At 62.8% G+C, this 12,819-nt stretch carries 14 protein-coding genes; 7 read left to right on the forward strand and 7 right to left on the reverse strand.

Annotated elements, in window-relative coordinates:
• Positions 1 to 19: 19 nt before the first annotated feature.
• Together EOB36_RS13310 and EOB36_RS13315 are read right to left on the reverse strand one after the other, a co-directional pair.
• Positions 20 to 505 carry an SRPBCC family protein gene (locus tag EOB36_RS13310; protein ID WP_126106788.1) on the reverse strand — a complete coding sequence of 162 codons (486 nt, stop codon included), beginning with the start codon at positions 503 to 505 and terminating at the stop codon, positions 20 to 22.
• A gap of 138 nt (positions 506 to 643) precedes the next feature.
• On the reverse strand, positions 644 to 892 hold the full coding sequence (locus EOB36_RS13315; RefSeq protein ID WP_095489540.1) for a ParB N-terminal domain-containing protein: 249 nt from the start codon (positions 890 to 892) through the stop codon (positions 644 to 646).
• A gap of 157 nt (positions 893 to 1,049) precedes the next feature.
• Here EOB36_RS13315 and EOB36_RS13320 point away from each other — a divergent pair, with 157 nt between their 5' ends.
• The 5 genes from EOB36_RS13320 to EOB36_RS13340 are packed head-to-tail and all read left to right on the forward strand — an operon-like array spanning position 1,050 to position 6,595.
• A complete protein-coding gene (locus EOB36_RS13320; RefSeq protein WP_128285015.1) occupies positions 1,050 to 2,690 on the forward strand; it encodes a N,N-dimethylformamidase beta subunit family domain-containing protein in 1,641 nt (546 codons plus the stop codon).
• Position 2,691: 1 nt separating this feature from the next.
• Positions 2,692 to 4,071, forward strand: a complete 1,380-nt coding sequence (locus tag EOB36_RS13325) for an aspartate aminotransferase family protein (RefSeq protein ID WP_128285016.1) — start codon at positions 2,692 to 2,694, stop codon at positions 4,069 to 4,071.
• 2 nt (positions 4,072 to 4,073) lie between these two features.
• Positions 4,074 to 5,003, forward strand: coding sequence for a 3-keto-5-aminohexanoate cleavage protein (locus EOB36_RS13330; protein ID WP_128285017.1), 930 nt, complete (start codon positions 4,074 to 4,076; stop codon positions 5,001 to 5,003).
• Between the two features lie 45 nt (positions 5,004 to 5,048).
• Positions 5,049 to 5,567: a GNAT family N-acetyltransferase gene (locus EOB36_RS13335; RefSeq protein ID WP_164759176.1), complete on the forward strand. Its 519-nt coding sequence runs from the start codon at positions 5,049 to 5,051 to the stop codon at positions 5,565 to 5,567.
• Positions 5,564 to 6,595 carry a histone deacetylase family protein gene (locus EOB36_RS13340; RefSeq protein WP_128285018.1) on the forward strand — a complete coding sequence of 344 codons (1,032 nt, stop codon included), beginning with the start codon at positions 5,564 to 5,566 and terminating at the stop codon, positions 6,593 to 6,595. The genes EOB36_RS13335 and EOB36_RS13340 overlap by 4 nt, the downstream gene beginning before the upstream one ends.
• Positions 6,596 to 6,613: 18 nt before the next feature.
• Here the strand turns inward: EOB36_RS13340 and EOB36_RS13345 are convergent, their stop codons facing one another.
• Complete coding sequence (locus tag EOB36_RS13345) at positions 6,614 to 7,879, reverse strand: cysteine desulfurase-like protein (RefSeq protein WP_128285019.1); 1,266 nt, start codon at positions 7,877 to 7,879, stop codon at positions 6,614 to 6,616.
• A 59-nt stretch (positions 7,880 to 7,938) separates the two neighbouring features.
• Positions 7,939 to 9,006, reverse strand: coding sequence for an aldo/keto reductase (locus EOB36_RS13350; protein WP_128285020.1), 1,068 nt, complete (start codon positions 9,004 to 9,006; stop codon positions 7,939 to 7,941).
• Between the two features lie 365 nt (positions 9,007 to 9,371).
• Between EOB36_RS13350 and EOB36_RS13355 the strand changes: the two genes are divergently transcribed.
• The gene (locus EOB36_RS13355) at positions 9,372 to 9,536 is read left to right on the forward strand and encodes a hypothetical protein (protein ID WP_095489547.1); all 165 of its coding nucleotides are present in this window, start codon (positions 9,372 to 9,374) and stop codon (positions 9,534 to 9,536) included.
• A gap of 49 nt (positions 9,537 to 9,585) precedes the next feature.
• On the opposite strand, the gene EOB36_RS13360 is transcribed toward EOB36_RS13355, so the two are convergent.
• Positions 9,586 to 10,092, reverse strand: a complete 507-nt coding sequence (locus EOB36_RS13360; RefSeq protein ID WP_128285021.1) for a DUF1993 family protein — start codon at positions 10,090 to 10,092, stop codon at positions 9,586 to 9,588.
• A 123-nt stretch (positions 10,093 to 10,215) separates the two neighbouring features.
• Between EOB36_RS13360 and EOB36_RS13365 the strand changes: the two genes are divergently transcribed.
• The gene (locus EOB36_RS13365; RefSeq protein ID WP_128285022.1) at positions 10,216 to 11,265 is read left to right on the forward strand and encodes a DUF1176 domain-containing protein; all 1,050 of its coding nucleotides are present in this window, start codon (positions 10,216 to 10,218) and stop codon (positions 11,263 to 11,265) included.
• Here EOB36_RS13365 and EOB36_RS13370 read toward each other — a convergent pair.
• The gene (locus EOB36_RS13370) at positions 11,262 to 12,113 is read right to left on the reverse strand and encodes an alpha/beta hydrolase (protein ID WP_128285023.1); all 852 of its coding nucleotides are present in this window, start codon (positions 12,111 to 12,113) and stop codon (positions 11,262 to 11,264) included. The two genes, EOB36_RS13365 and EOB36_RS13370, sit on opposite strands and share 4 nt — an antisense overlap.
• Before the next feature lie 85 nt (positions 12,114 to 12,198).
• On the reverse strand, positions 12,199 to 12,819 hold a 621-nt coding region (locus EOB36_RS13375), incomplete at its 5' end, for a nucleotidyltransferase family protein (RefSeq protein WP_164897517.1).

Consider the following 12,819-nt stretch of genomic DNA (forward strand, 5'->3'; position numbering starts at 1 on the left):
TCCTCCCGTCCTGCTGACATCAAAGCCGCTTGGCCAGTTCTTCGAGCTGGTCGGCGCACTGGCCCCAGCCCTCGTGAAAGCCCATCTTCTCGTGCTCTTCGCGGTCAGTGACGGACCAATGCGCAACCCGGGCGATGTAGCGGGTCTTGCCCTCGCCCTCATCCTCGAAGGTCAGCACGACCGTCATGAACGGTTTTTCGGACGGCTCCCACGCCTTCGTATAGGCGTCGGTGAGAACGATCTTCTTGCCCGGCACGACTTCGAGGAAGATGCCGGGATTCGGGAATTCATTGCCGTCGGGACCCGCCATGACAACCAGGCTGGAGCCGCCGGTGCGCACATCCATTTCGGCGCGCGGCGTCGTCCACGGCTTTGGCGCGAACCATTGCGTCACGAGCTTCGGCTCGGTCCAGCAGCGATAGACGTTCTCGCGCGGCGCATCGATGATGCGGGCGAGAACCAGTTCGCGGTCGGAGCTGGGGGCGATGTCGAGCTTGGTGGTCATGATGGTCTCCTCACTGCTTGCAAAAGAGTTGGCTTGAATGCCGGTTTCCGTCTCAAGGACGAGCGGGCAACGCGCAGCCCGACACGGGTCTCGCGAAAAACTTCGCCAGGCCGACTCCGGCGAACGCCGAATGAGAGCTTAGTGGCGCTTGGCTTGCACCAGATAGGCGTCGATGTCGGTCTCGCCGAGCCACTTCGCCGCTTCCAGCCGGTGCAGGCCTTCGACCAGGATATGGCGCTTGCCGTCATGGCGCACCTGGATCGGCGTCTTCATGCCGTTTTCCAGAATGTCCTCGGCCAGATGCCGGACGGTTTCGGGATGCAGTGTCTTCTTGCGCGCGGTCGGCACGTAGATGTCGTCCACCCTGACCTTTTGCACTCTCAGCATGTCGGCTCCTGTGGCGGAAAAGGCCGCCCTTTGTGAGATAATCTGTTTGGCAGGCAAGGCCAAGGCCGGCTGTGAGCTATCGCTGGCCCGATCGTTTCCAATTGACGGTTGGCCGCCAGATGGTCGAAATGACGCGTTCGACCCTTCACAGGCGTTCATGACCAAGCTTCCTACCGAATTCCCCGATTTCGGACTGACGCCCCACCAGCGCCGGCAAGCCGTGCGCGGCCACTATTACGAGTGGCCGGGGATGGATGGCGAACACGGCGAGATCTGGTGCTACAGCGATCGTTTTTCATACCGCCGGGGCGAGACGGTAGTGCTGCATGTCAGCTCGACGGCCTCCAGCTGCAGCATGTCGATCGTCCGCGACGGCGGCACCGAAACGAAAATGTTCGACAAGGCTGGGATCGCGGCGCGCTGGCAGGATACACCCGACCAATGTTCGGTCGTGGGCTGCGGCTGGGATGCGTCGTTTGAATTCCGCGTCGGCGACGACTGGCCGTCCGGAGCCTACCGCGTCACGCTGACGGCGGACGGGCGCGACGGCAAGCCGATCCGCTGCCACCATCTTTTCATCGTCGGCCCGCAGCCCGGCAAGAAACGCGGTCGTGTGCTGCAGGTTGCAGCCACCGGCACCTGGCTTGCCTACAACACGTGGGGCGGCTCCAATCATTACGAAGGCATCACCGGTCCGAACCGCGACCAGTATGCCTCAATGGTGTCGACGCAGCGGCCGTGGTGCCGCGGCTTCGTTGTTCTGCCCAAGGAGGCGCCGCGCGTGCCGCTCGAGGTTGCCGTGCCGCCGAAAACCGTGCCGCGCTATCCGCATATGGAATGGGCCTTCGCCACCGGCCATTCGAAGAAATACGCTTCGTCCGGCTGGGCAAGCTATGACAGCCACTTCTTTCGCTTTGCCGAGCGTGCCGGCTATGCCGTCGACCTTGCCAGCCAGCACGAACTGCATTTCTCGCCCGAAATCCTCGACGGCTATGACTGCGTCGTCTTCGTCGGACATGACGAATACTGGACCTGGGAGATGCGCGACGCGGTCGACGCCTACGTCGAGCGCGGCGGCCATGCGGCGCGCTTCGCCGGCAATTTCATGTGGCAGACGCGGCTGGAGGACGAGGGCCGCCGGCAGGTCTGCTACAAATACCGCGCCCGCGCCGAGGATCCGGCCTATCGGGGCGGCGACGTGACCCGCGCCACCAATTCCTGGGAAGCACCTGAGATTGGCCGGCCGGGTGCCGCGACCTTCGGGCTCAATGCGACGAGGGGCCTCTATGCCGGCTGGGGCGGTTGCGCGCCGCGCGGCGTGCGCGGCTTTCCGATCTACCGGCCGGAGCACTGGGCGTTCGCCGGCACAGGCACCTACTATGGCGACCTGCTCGGCGCCGACAGCCATGTCTATGGCTATGAGGTCGACGGGCTCGATCACGAAATCCGCGGCGGCCTGCCCTACCCCACGCCCGACAGCGGCGCACCCGATGGGCTGCAAATTCTCGCCGTCGGCATGGCCAGCCAGGTCGAGGAGAGCGCCGACATTGCGTTCGAGGACCAGTTTCTCGGCGATGCCGACGGCCGCTTTTCCGCCGAGACGCTGTTCGGCGACGCGAGTGATGCCAATCTCGACAAGGTCAAACACAGCAACGGCATGATCGTCAATTTCCCGCGCGGCAAGGGCGAGGTGTTCCACGCCGGAAGCTGCGAATGGGTCGCCGGCCTGCTAAGGCAGGACGCGATGGTCGAGCGCGTCACCAAAAATGTTCTCGACCGCTATCTTGGAAAGTCCTGACATGCTGAAATCCCAGAGCCCTGCCCCAGATACCGAAACGCGCCCGCCGTCGCATCTGTTCTATTTGTCCAGCCTGCGCCGGCCGCTGGTTGATCGCGCCGAAGGCATTTACATCTGGACGCAGGACGGCCGCCGCTTCATCGACGGATCGAGCGGACCGATGGTCGCCAATATCGGCCATTCCAACCGCAACGTGCTCGATGCGATGAAGCGGCAGATGGATCGCGCCACCTTCGCCTACCGGCTGCATTTCGAAAACGAGCCGGCCGAGGAGCTGGCGCGGGAGTTGGCCGGAAAACTTCCCGAAGGCATGGACCGCATCTTTTTCGTCTCGGGCGGCTCGGAAGCGACGGAATCCTGCATTAAGCTCGCCCGGCAGTGGGCAGTGGCGACAGGCCAGCCCAAGCGCTGGAAAGTAATCACCCGCTTTCCCTCCTATCATGGCGGCACGCTTGGTTCGTTGTCTGTCACCGGCGACGATGCGCTGGCCGAAACCTTCACACCAATGATGCAGGTCATGCCGACCGTACCGGCGCCTGCCGCATGGCGCGACCGCGACAATCTCTCGATGGAGCAGCGCGGCATCCGCTACGCCGACATGCTGGAGGAGAAGATCCTCACCGAGGGACCGGAAAGCGTGCTCGCCTTCATCATGGAGCCGGTCGGCGGCGCTGCCACCGCGGCGCTAGTGGCGCCGGACAGCTATTACCCGCGCATCCGCGAAATCTGCGACCGCTACGGCATCCTGCTCATCCACGACGAAGTGATGAGCGGCGCCGGCCGCACAGGCAAATTCCTCGGCGGCGACCACTGGAACTGCAAGCCCGACATCGTCGCGCTGTCGAAGGGACTGGGCTCGGGCTACGCGCCGCTCGGCGCACTGGCGGCGCCGATGCGGCTGGTACAGCCGCTGCTCGCTTCCGGCGGCTTCCAGCATGGCCACACCTATGCCGGCAATCCGCTCGCCTGCGCCGCCGGGCTCGCTGTGCTCGGCGAGATGGACCGTCTCGACCTGATCGCCAATGCGGCTGACATGGGCGACCTTTTAATGGGCGAGTTGAAGGGGCTGGCCAAGCGGTTTCCGTTCATCGCCGACGTGCGCGGCAAGGGCCTGCTGACCGGCGCCGAGATGGTCGCCGACCCCGATACGCTGAGGCCGATCGCACCGGCGAAGAAGGCCACCCAGCGCCTGCTCGACCTCGCCTATGAGCGCGGCCTGATCATCTATGGGCGAAAGGTCAAGGGTGGCGTCGACGGCGACAATTTCATGGTGGCGCCGCCGATGATCGTCACCCGAGAGCAGATCGGCGAGATCGTCGCCATCATCGGCGACTCGCTGCAAGTATTGGCCGGCGAGCTCGACCTGCCGGTCGAAGGCTGAAAATGGCGCCGCGAAAAGTCATCATCACCTGCGCAGTCACCGGGTCGGTGCACACGCCGTCAATGTCGCCGCATCTGCCGGTGACGCCGGACCAGATCGCCGCAGACGCAATCGCAGCGGCGGAAGCCGGTGCCTCGATCCTGCATCTTCACGCCCGCGACCCGAAGGACGGGCGGCCAACGGCCGATCCCGATGTGTTCATGCAGTTCCTGCCGCGTATCAAGCAGGCGACCGATGCGGTGATCAACATCACCACCGGCGGCTCCTCGCTGATGACGCTCGACCAGCGTCTGGCCGCACCGCTCAGGGCAGAGCCCGAAATGTGCTCGCTCAACATGGGCTCGATGAATTTCGCGCTGTTCCCGATGCTCGACCGGCCAAGAGAGTGGCAGCACGAGTGGGAGCCCAAGCTGCTGGAGGCAACCCGCGACACGATCTTCAAGAACACCTTTGCCGACATGGAGACCGTGCTCGAAAGACTTGGAAAGGGCTGCGGCACACGTTTCGAATTCGAATGCTACGATGTCGGCCATCTCTATTCGCTGGCGCATTTTCGCGACCGGGGGCTGGTGTCGGGACCCATGTTCATCCAGTTCGTGTTCGGCATACTGGGCGGCATCGGCGCCGACCCCGACAATCTGGTGCATATGAAGCGCATCGCCGACAAACTGTTCGACGACAGCTACCAGTTTTCGGTGCTGGCTGCCGGACGCCACCAGATGCCGATGATCTCGATTGCGGCGGCGATGGGCGGCAATGTTCGCGTCGGGCTGGAGGACAGCCTCTACGACGGCCGCCAGCTGGCAAAATCCAATGCCGACCAGGTGCGGCGTATCCGCAGCGTGCTCGATGGTCTGTCGCCGGACGTCGCCACGCCCACTGAGGCGCGCGAGATGCTGGCGCTCAAGGGTGGCGATAGGGTAGCGTTCTGAGATGGTTGCTTTCACTCCCCTCTTGCCGCCTCGCTTGTCGTGACAATTGCCAATCCAGCCTCCAAAAACATCATCATCCGGCCCGGCACCGTCGAGGACGTTGAAACCATCCATGCCGCGATCCTGCGGCTTGGCGCCCATATCGGCGCGCCCGAGGAAATCACTTCTACGGCCGAAGACCTCCGCACCTATGGGTTTGGCGAAAAACCTGCCTTCTCGACGCTGATTGCGGAGGTCGGCGGCGAGTTCGCCGGCCTGTGCCTGCATTTCCCGATCTTCTCGACCTGGATGGGGCGGCCCGGCGTCTATGTGCAGGACCTCTATGTCGAAGACCGGTTTCGCGGCCGCAAGATCGGTGAACGTCTTCTGCGGCGTGCCGCGGCGCAATGCCGGAAGGACGGCGGCGCCTACCTCAGACTGTCCGTCGACACCGACAATGAAACCGCCAAGGCCTTCTACGAAAGGCTAGGCATTGCCTGGTCGAGCTACGAGCAGGTGCAGAAGATCGTCGGCGACGCGTTCTACGCCTTCGCCGATACGCCCGAGGATGAGGAGCCAAGATGAAAGCCTTCTATGCCGAAGAACAGAAGCACCACGATCCCAAGGCGTTCCTCTCCAGCGGCGCCCAAAAGCCCAATCCGGAAAAACCGGAGCGCGTCGAACGGCTGCTCGCCGGCGCAAAGGCCGTCGGCTGCACGATCGAACGGCCGAAAAATCACGGGCTTGGCCCGGTTGCTGCGGTGCATACGCCCGAATATCTCGATTTTCTCGAGCACATCTTCGCGCGCTGGCAGCGCATCGAGGGCGCTTCGGCGGAAGTGATCCCCAACATCCACCCGATCGCGCGAAACGGCTCCTATCCGGCCTCGGCGGTCGGCCAGGCCGGCTACCACATGGCCGACACGGCTTGCCCGATCTCCGGTGAGACCTGGCAGAGCGCGCTGTGGAGCGCCTGGAGCGCGGTCGAAGCCGCTGAGGTTGTCATGGCGGGCGCGCCGGCCGCCTATGCGCTGTGCCGACCGCCGGGCCATCACGCCTTTGCCGATGTCGCCGGCGGCTTCTGCTTCATCAACAATTCAGCGGTCGCGGCACAGGCGCTCCGGAAGAATGCAGCGCGGGTGGCGATCCTCGACGTCGACCTGCATCACGGCAACGGCACGCAAGGCGTTTTCTATGTGCGGCCGGACGTGCTCACCGTCTCGCTGCATGCCGATCCGGCGCGTTTCTATCCATTCTTCTGGGGCCATGCCGACGAGCGCGGCGAAGGGCTAGGCCTCGGCTACAATCTCAACCTGCCGCTGCCACGCAAATCCGGCGATGCGGCGTTTCTCGAAGCGCTGGACGTGACTTTCCAGCGCATTCGCGCCTTTGCGCCCGAAGCACTTGTGGTGGCGCTCGGCCTCGACGCCTTCGAGGGCGATCCGTTCGGCGGGCTGTCGGTGACGACGCCGGGCTTCTCGCGCATCGGCGAGGCCATCGCCGGGCTCGGCCTGCCGACGGTTATCGTGCAGGAAGGCGGCTATCTCTGCGACGAGCTCGGCGACAACCTTACTGCGTTCCTCACCGGCTTCGGCGGCGGCAGGAAGCGGTGATATCAGCCGAATGTCGCGTCAGCATCGCTCCTGTCGCAGCATGGCGATGACACGGTGCACGCTCTCCAGCGTCTCTTCGATCTCGGCCGCCGTATTGTAGTGAGCGATGCCGATGCGCACGACGCCCTGCTCGGCCGGGATGCCGAGCTGGTGGACGATCTCCCAAGCATAGTTGTGGCCGGACCACAGGAAGATGTTTTCCGCATTCATCTGCCGCACGATCGTTTCCGGCACGATACCGTCGACGGTGAAAGAGACCGTCGGCACGCGCTCTCCGACACGCGCCGGATCGGTGATGCCGTGGATGACCAGGCCTGAAATAGCCGACAGCCCGTCAATCAACCTTTGAGTCAACGGGTTTTCGTAAGCTATTGATGCTTCGAACGCCTTGGCGATCCTGGCGCGGCGTGAGCTGCCGTCGCCTGCTGCAATTCCCAGCTCTGCAAAGTAATCGACCGCGGCCGTCAGTCCGGCCATCAGCTCGATCTGCGGCGTGCCGAGCTCGAACCGTTCCGGCAGGGCGTCGGACGAACAGCGGCATTTGTACGGTTTCAGGGCATCGATGACATCCAGCCTGCCCCACAATATTCCCACATGCGGGCCGAAGAATTTATAGGCCGAGCAGATCAGGAAATCGCAGCCGAGATCCCTGACGTCGATCAGGCCGTGCGGCGCGAACTGCACGGCGTCGACATAGACCAGCGCACCGGTCTGCTTGGCAATGCCGGTCAGCGCCTTCACCCGGTTGATCGAGCCGGTCAGATTGCTGGCATAGTTCAAGGCGACCAGTCGCGTCCTGTCGGTGAGCAATGCGGCAAGCGCCGCCTCCTCGATCTGCCAACTCTGCTCGTCAAAAGCCAGCCAGCGCACGACAAGACCAACGTCTTCAGCCAGCTGCAGCCACGGCGATACGTTGCCCTCGTGATCCATGCGGGTGAGGATGATCTCGTCGCCCGGTTTCATCGTGCGGCCGAGCGTGCGCGACATGTGATAGGTCAGCGTCGTCATATTGGCGCCGATGATGATTTCCTGCGGGCTCGCAGCACCGAGGAAATCGGCCATCGCCACATGGGCGTCGTCGACAACCTGTTGCGCCGCGATCGTGGTTTCGAAGAAGCCGCCGAGATTGGCGTTGGTGGTCAGCAGGCAGTGCGACACCGCGTCGGCAACCGCTTGCGGCACCTGCGTGCCGGCAGGGTTGTCGAGATAGATGCGACGACGGCCCTTGTCAGTCAGCGAAAGTGCTGGAAATTTCTCGCGCACGACCTCGATTGGAAAATTCACTTTTTTCTCCCCCTATTGTAATTATTGGGTAATCACACTTTACAGAGCCGGAAGTCTGCTCACGGACACGGGTTACCGACACGCTGGTGGATTGCATCGACCGCCTTCTGCATGTCCTCGGTCCAGACGACATCGGCGGAAGACAGCGCCATTTCGAGCTGCGAAATGGTCGTCGCGCCGATGATGCTCGAGGTGACGAAAGGCCGGCTCGTGACATAGGCGTTGGCAAACAATGCCGGCTCCATGCCGAAAGAGCGCGCCAGCTCGTTGTACTCAAGCTGCGCTTCCGCGGCGTTGGGCGTCTCATAGCGCTGGCCGCGTTGAAAGAGTTGCGAGCGCGAACCCAGCGGCCGCGCGCCATGGTCGTATTTTCCGGTCAGGTAGCCTTGTCCCAGCGGCGAATAGGCGAGCAGGGAAACCTGTTCGCGCTCGCAGACCTCGGCGAGATTCACCTCGAAGCTGCGGTTGACGAAATTATAGGCGTTCTGCAGCGACACCAGGCGCGGGCCGGCGCCCTTGTCGGCTTCGGCGATGAACCGCATGACGCCCCAGGAACTCTCGTTCGACAGGCCGAAATGGCGGATTTTTCCGGCCTTAACCAGTTCGTCGAAGACGGCGAGCGTCTCGGTGATCGGCGTCTCGCCGGCCGGCGCGCCAACGGAATCGGCCCGTGGCGCCACGGCGCCGATACGGTTCGGATTGGCGCCCCACGGCACGTCCCGTTCCGGCCAATGGATCTGATAAAGGTCGAGATAATCGGTGCTGAGCCTCGTCAGCGATTTTTCGACCGCATCGAAGATGTCGGCGCGCACCAGCTTCGACGGGCGCCCGCCGCGGAACCATGCGTTGGCGGTGCGGCCAACCACTTTCGAGGCGAGGATGACCTGATCGCGGTTGCCCCTCGTTTTCATCCAGCTGCCGATGATCTTCTCGGTCCAGCCTTGCGTCTCCGCCTTGGGCGGGATCGGGTAGAGCTCGGCAGTGTCGATGAAATTGACGCCCCGTGAAAAGGCCAGATCCATCTGGGTGTGGCCGTCCGCTTCGGTGTTCTGCTGGCCCCAGGTCATCGATCCCAGGCAGATCTGGGAGACAAGAAGATCGGACCGACCGAGGCGGCGTTTATGCATAGAACTTTCTCCGGCGGGAATTTTTGCGCGGCTGCGCGGGAGGAAGCCGCAGCATACAGGAAGGCGCGGGTTGTCTCCAAGCCCACCGCCAATTGCCGGCAACTTTTCCAACGGCTATGTGGCAGCCAATAAAAAGCCGGACTGCATTTTCATGCAGTCCGGAATTTCGCCAGGAATGGCGAGGAAAAACCGGCCCTGTGCCGGCGTTCAGCTATACGATCAGCCCGCGCCGGAAGTTTCACCGGTCAAGTCGATTGTGATCGAAAAAACCTGCGCAGCATGGCTGCCATGCAAATGCTGCAGTGCACAATTGTCATGATTTGCCTATATTGGGACTCGGGGAGGACCAACCAGGGGCTTGAATCATGGGTTTCCTCACTGAAATGTTCGCCCGTCCGCGTCCGCAGGAACGTCTGCGCTACCGCGCGGCTCTGGCGCTGCTTCACTCGATGAGCAATGCCGACCGTGCGGACATCGGCATCAAACCAGCAGACTTCCCGCGCGTCGCCCGCGAAATGTCCTCCCGCTAGTCAGGCCGCAAGATATCCCGGCTCGACCGGGATATCTCCTCGCCATTCTTCAACGCGATCCCATGAAAATCGCTTTGCTCAGCGGCACGCCATTGTGGCGCAGGATGTCGTAGGCGGTGGTCAGATGGAAATAGAAGTTGGGCATGGCGAGATGCAGCAGATATTGCATGCCGGCCATCGAGAATTCGCGTTGGCCAAGCTTCAGCTCGATCATTCGGTCATCGGAGCCGTCCATATCGGCAGTCGAGAATGTCGCCAGATGGTCGACGGTCTTGGCGATACGCGCCTGGAGATCGGCAAAGCTCGCCTCGTTGTCTTCGTATTTGGGCACCTCGCGGCCGGCAAGCCGCGATGGGGCGCCCTTGGCGTGGTCGGTGGCGATCTGCACCTGTCTGGTCAGCGCGTACATGTCCGGCGCCAGCCTCGACGTCAAAAACACCTGCGGATCGATCTTGCGGTCGAGCGCATTCTGCTCGGCGATGCTCAGCACGTTGGATAGCGCCTTCAACCTGGCCGAAAACACCGGCACAGACGCTTCGTACATCGATATGGTCACGTGAATCTCCTATCCGGCGGGAACGCCGACGGCGGGACGTAGCGCCTTCGCAGCCGATTCTTCAAGCGTCACCACGTCGCCGCAATCGGTATGATAGGATTTCCCATCTGGTGGAGATTCCCGATGAGAAGCGCCCTTTTCGCAGCGACCGCTTTTTTCTCCCTGGCCGTGACAGGCCAACCAGTGCTCGCCGCCGAAGCGCCCTATGTCGATGACAGGTCGGACGCCGAAGCGGTCATCCGCTCGCTCTACAGTGCCATCAACCGGCAAGAATTCGCGCGCGCCTGGGACTATTTCGGCGACACCAAGCCGGCCAAGGATTTCGACGCGTTCGTCAAGGGCTATGACGGCACCGAAAGGGTCGACGTCAAAACCGGCGCCGTATCGGACGACGGGGCGGCCGGCAGCATCTATTACAATGTTCCGGTCGCCATCCGGGCAACGGCCAAGGACGGCAGCGAAAATGTCTTTGCCGGCTGCTACACGCTGCGCCAGGTCAATGCCTCGATCCAGGAACCGCCGTTCCGCCCGATCTTCATCGACAAGGGCGCGCTGAAGCCGTCCAAGGCCGATTTCGAGAACGCCATGCCAGAAAGCTGCGGCGACGGACCACCGCCGCCGAAGAAGGATGCGGCGCTGGAGCAGGCCAAGAAGGCGTTTGCGGCGACCTATGGCGAACAATGCGACAAGGAAATGCCTGGCGGCGAGCCTTTGGGAGAGCCGGATGCCTACTCCCTCCGCTACAAGGATGCCGGCGCCGAGGCCGACGAGCCCGAACGCGAGACGCGGCTATTCCGCTTCTTCTGCTCGATGGCTGCCTACAATGAGAGTGCCGTCTACTATATCTACGACGACGTATCAGGTGTCCGGCAGTTGCAGTTCGCCTCGCCGGAACTCGATATCCACTATGAGAACAACAATAGCGAAGGCAAGGTCGAGGCGATCAACGTCATCGGCTTCCAGACCGACGACCAGCTGGTCAATTCCGAATATGACGACGCCACCAAGACGATCTCGTCCCTCAACAAGTGGCGCGGCGTCGGTGACGCCTCGTCAGCCGGGACCTATCTGTTTCGCAACGGCAATTTCTCGCTGGTGCAGTATGATGTCGACGCCTCCTATGACGGCGAGATCAAGCCGCAGGCGGTGGTGGACTACAACACCGCGCCTTAAGGGGCCTTCGACAGCATCCAGTTGAGCGTGCCGCGCCAGTCGGTCATGCGGATCGGCGTGCCGTGCGTGCCGGTCTCGAAGCGGACAAAGCGGGCCGGATAAGTTTTCGATTTGGCCAGTATCGAACGGAAGAAGGCTTCCTGTTTCTCGACTGGAAACACCGGGTCCTTGCTGCCCTGGCCAAAGAAAACCGGAACACGGCGCTTGTAGGCGGGGCTGGAGAAGAAAGTTTCATCCCACAGCGAACCAAGCAGGAGCAGCCCGTCGATGCGGCCGCCCATGTCCTTGCGGCCGGCTAGCTTCCAGCACAATGCGCCGCCCATCGAGCCGCAGGCGACGAAGATTTTCGCATTCGGTGACTGTTCGGCATAATGGCCGATCAGCGCGGCGATTTGAGCAGCACCCGTGTCGCCGAAATCGGAGAAATCCGGGCTGAGATAGAGGCCGCCGTTGGAGGCCATCAGATTCTTGATGCGGTTGAAATTGCCACCGAAGGTGAAGTCGTCGACGCCCTGCTTGCGGCTGCCGCCCTGCCCGTGCAGGTAGAGCACGATGATGGCAGCACCTTGCGTGCGGCCGACGGCGACGTGGCGGATACTGCCGGCATCGGTCTTCAGGGACAGATCCTGCTGCATCTTGCGCACACCGGTGTCGACATACTGTGCATGCGCGCGGCGCTCCGGTATTTCGTCGCGGGCGTTGATATCGCGCAGTTCACGATAGTCGATCACCGTATAGGCGCCGTTGTTTGCGGACGAGAGGATGGCCGGATAAGCGAACAGATCGTCCTTGAAGGGCTTCAATTCGACGGCATCGGCGTAAGCGGCGAAGGAAAACAAGAAAAACATCGAAATCAGCAGGGCGCAGGCCAGAGGGGGGTAGGACGGTACGAATAGCCATGCCCCCAGGCATGCGTTTTTCGGCTTCGGTTTGTCAATCCTGCAGCACGCCGCCGGCACCTTCCAGAGCCTCGCGGGTGTCGACATCGATGGACGCCCCCTTGCCGATCTCGACATCGACGACATCAAGCCCCTCGGCCTCGACCAGATGGCGTGCGCCAGTATCGCCTTCGAGATGAGCGATCGCCGCAAACAGCGAGCGCGGCAGCAGCACCGGATTGCCTCGCTTTCCCCCATGCGAGGCCCGCACGACCGATCGGCCCTCGGACTTGCGGAATGCGTCGATCAGCCTGTCGAGGTCGGCCGACGAAACGCCCGGCATGTCGCCGAGAACGATCATGGCGCCGGCGGCGTCGCCGCTGACCCGCGCGATGCCGGCCTTCAGCGATGAAGACAGGCCGTCAGCGAAATCCGGATTGTCGGCGAAGGTCACGTCGAGGCCCGACAATACCGTCCGCACCCGCTCGCGCTGATGGCCGGTGACGACGATTGTATCAGAGGCTTTCGAGTCGAGCGCGCGCTCGGCGGTGCGGCGCACCAGCGGCTTGCCGTCGAACAGCGCCAGCAGCTTGTTCGGGCCGCCCATTCGGCTGGAGCGGCCAGCGGCCAGCAGCACGACATCGACCTTCAATTCGGCCCTGGCCGGCAGCGGCTC

The sequence above is a fragment of the Mesorhizobium sp. M6A.T.Cr.TU.017.01.1.1 genome, assembly GCF_004023115.1.
Classification (GTDB): Bacteria; Pseudomonadota; Alphaproteobacteria; order Rhizobiales; family Rhizobiaceae; genus Mesorhizobium; species Mesorhizobium mediterraneum.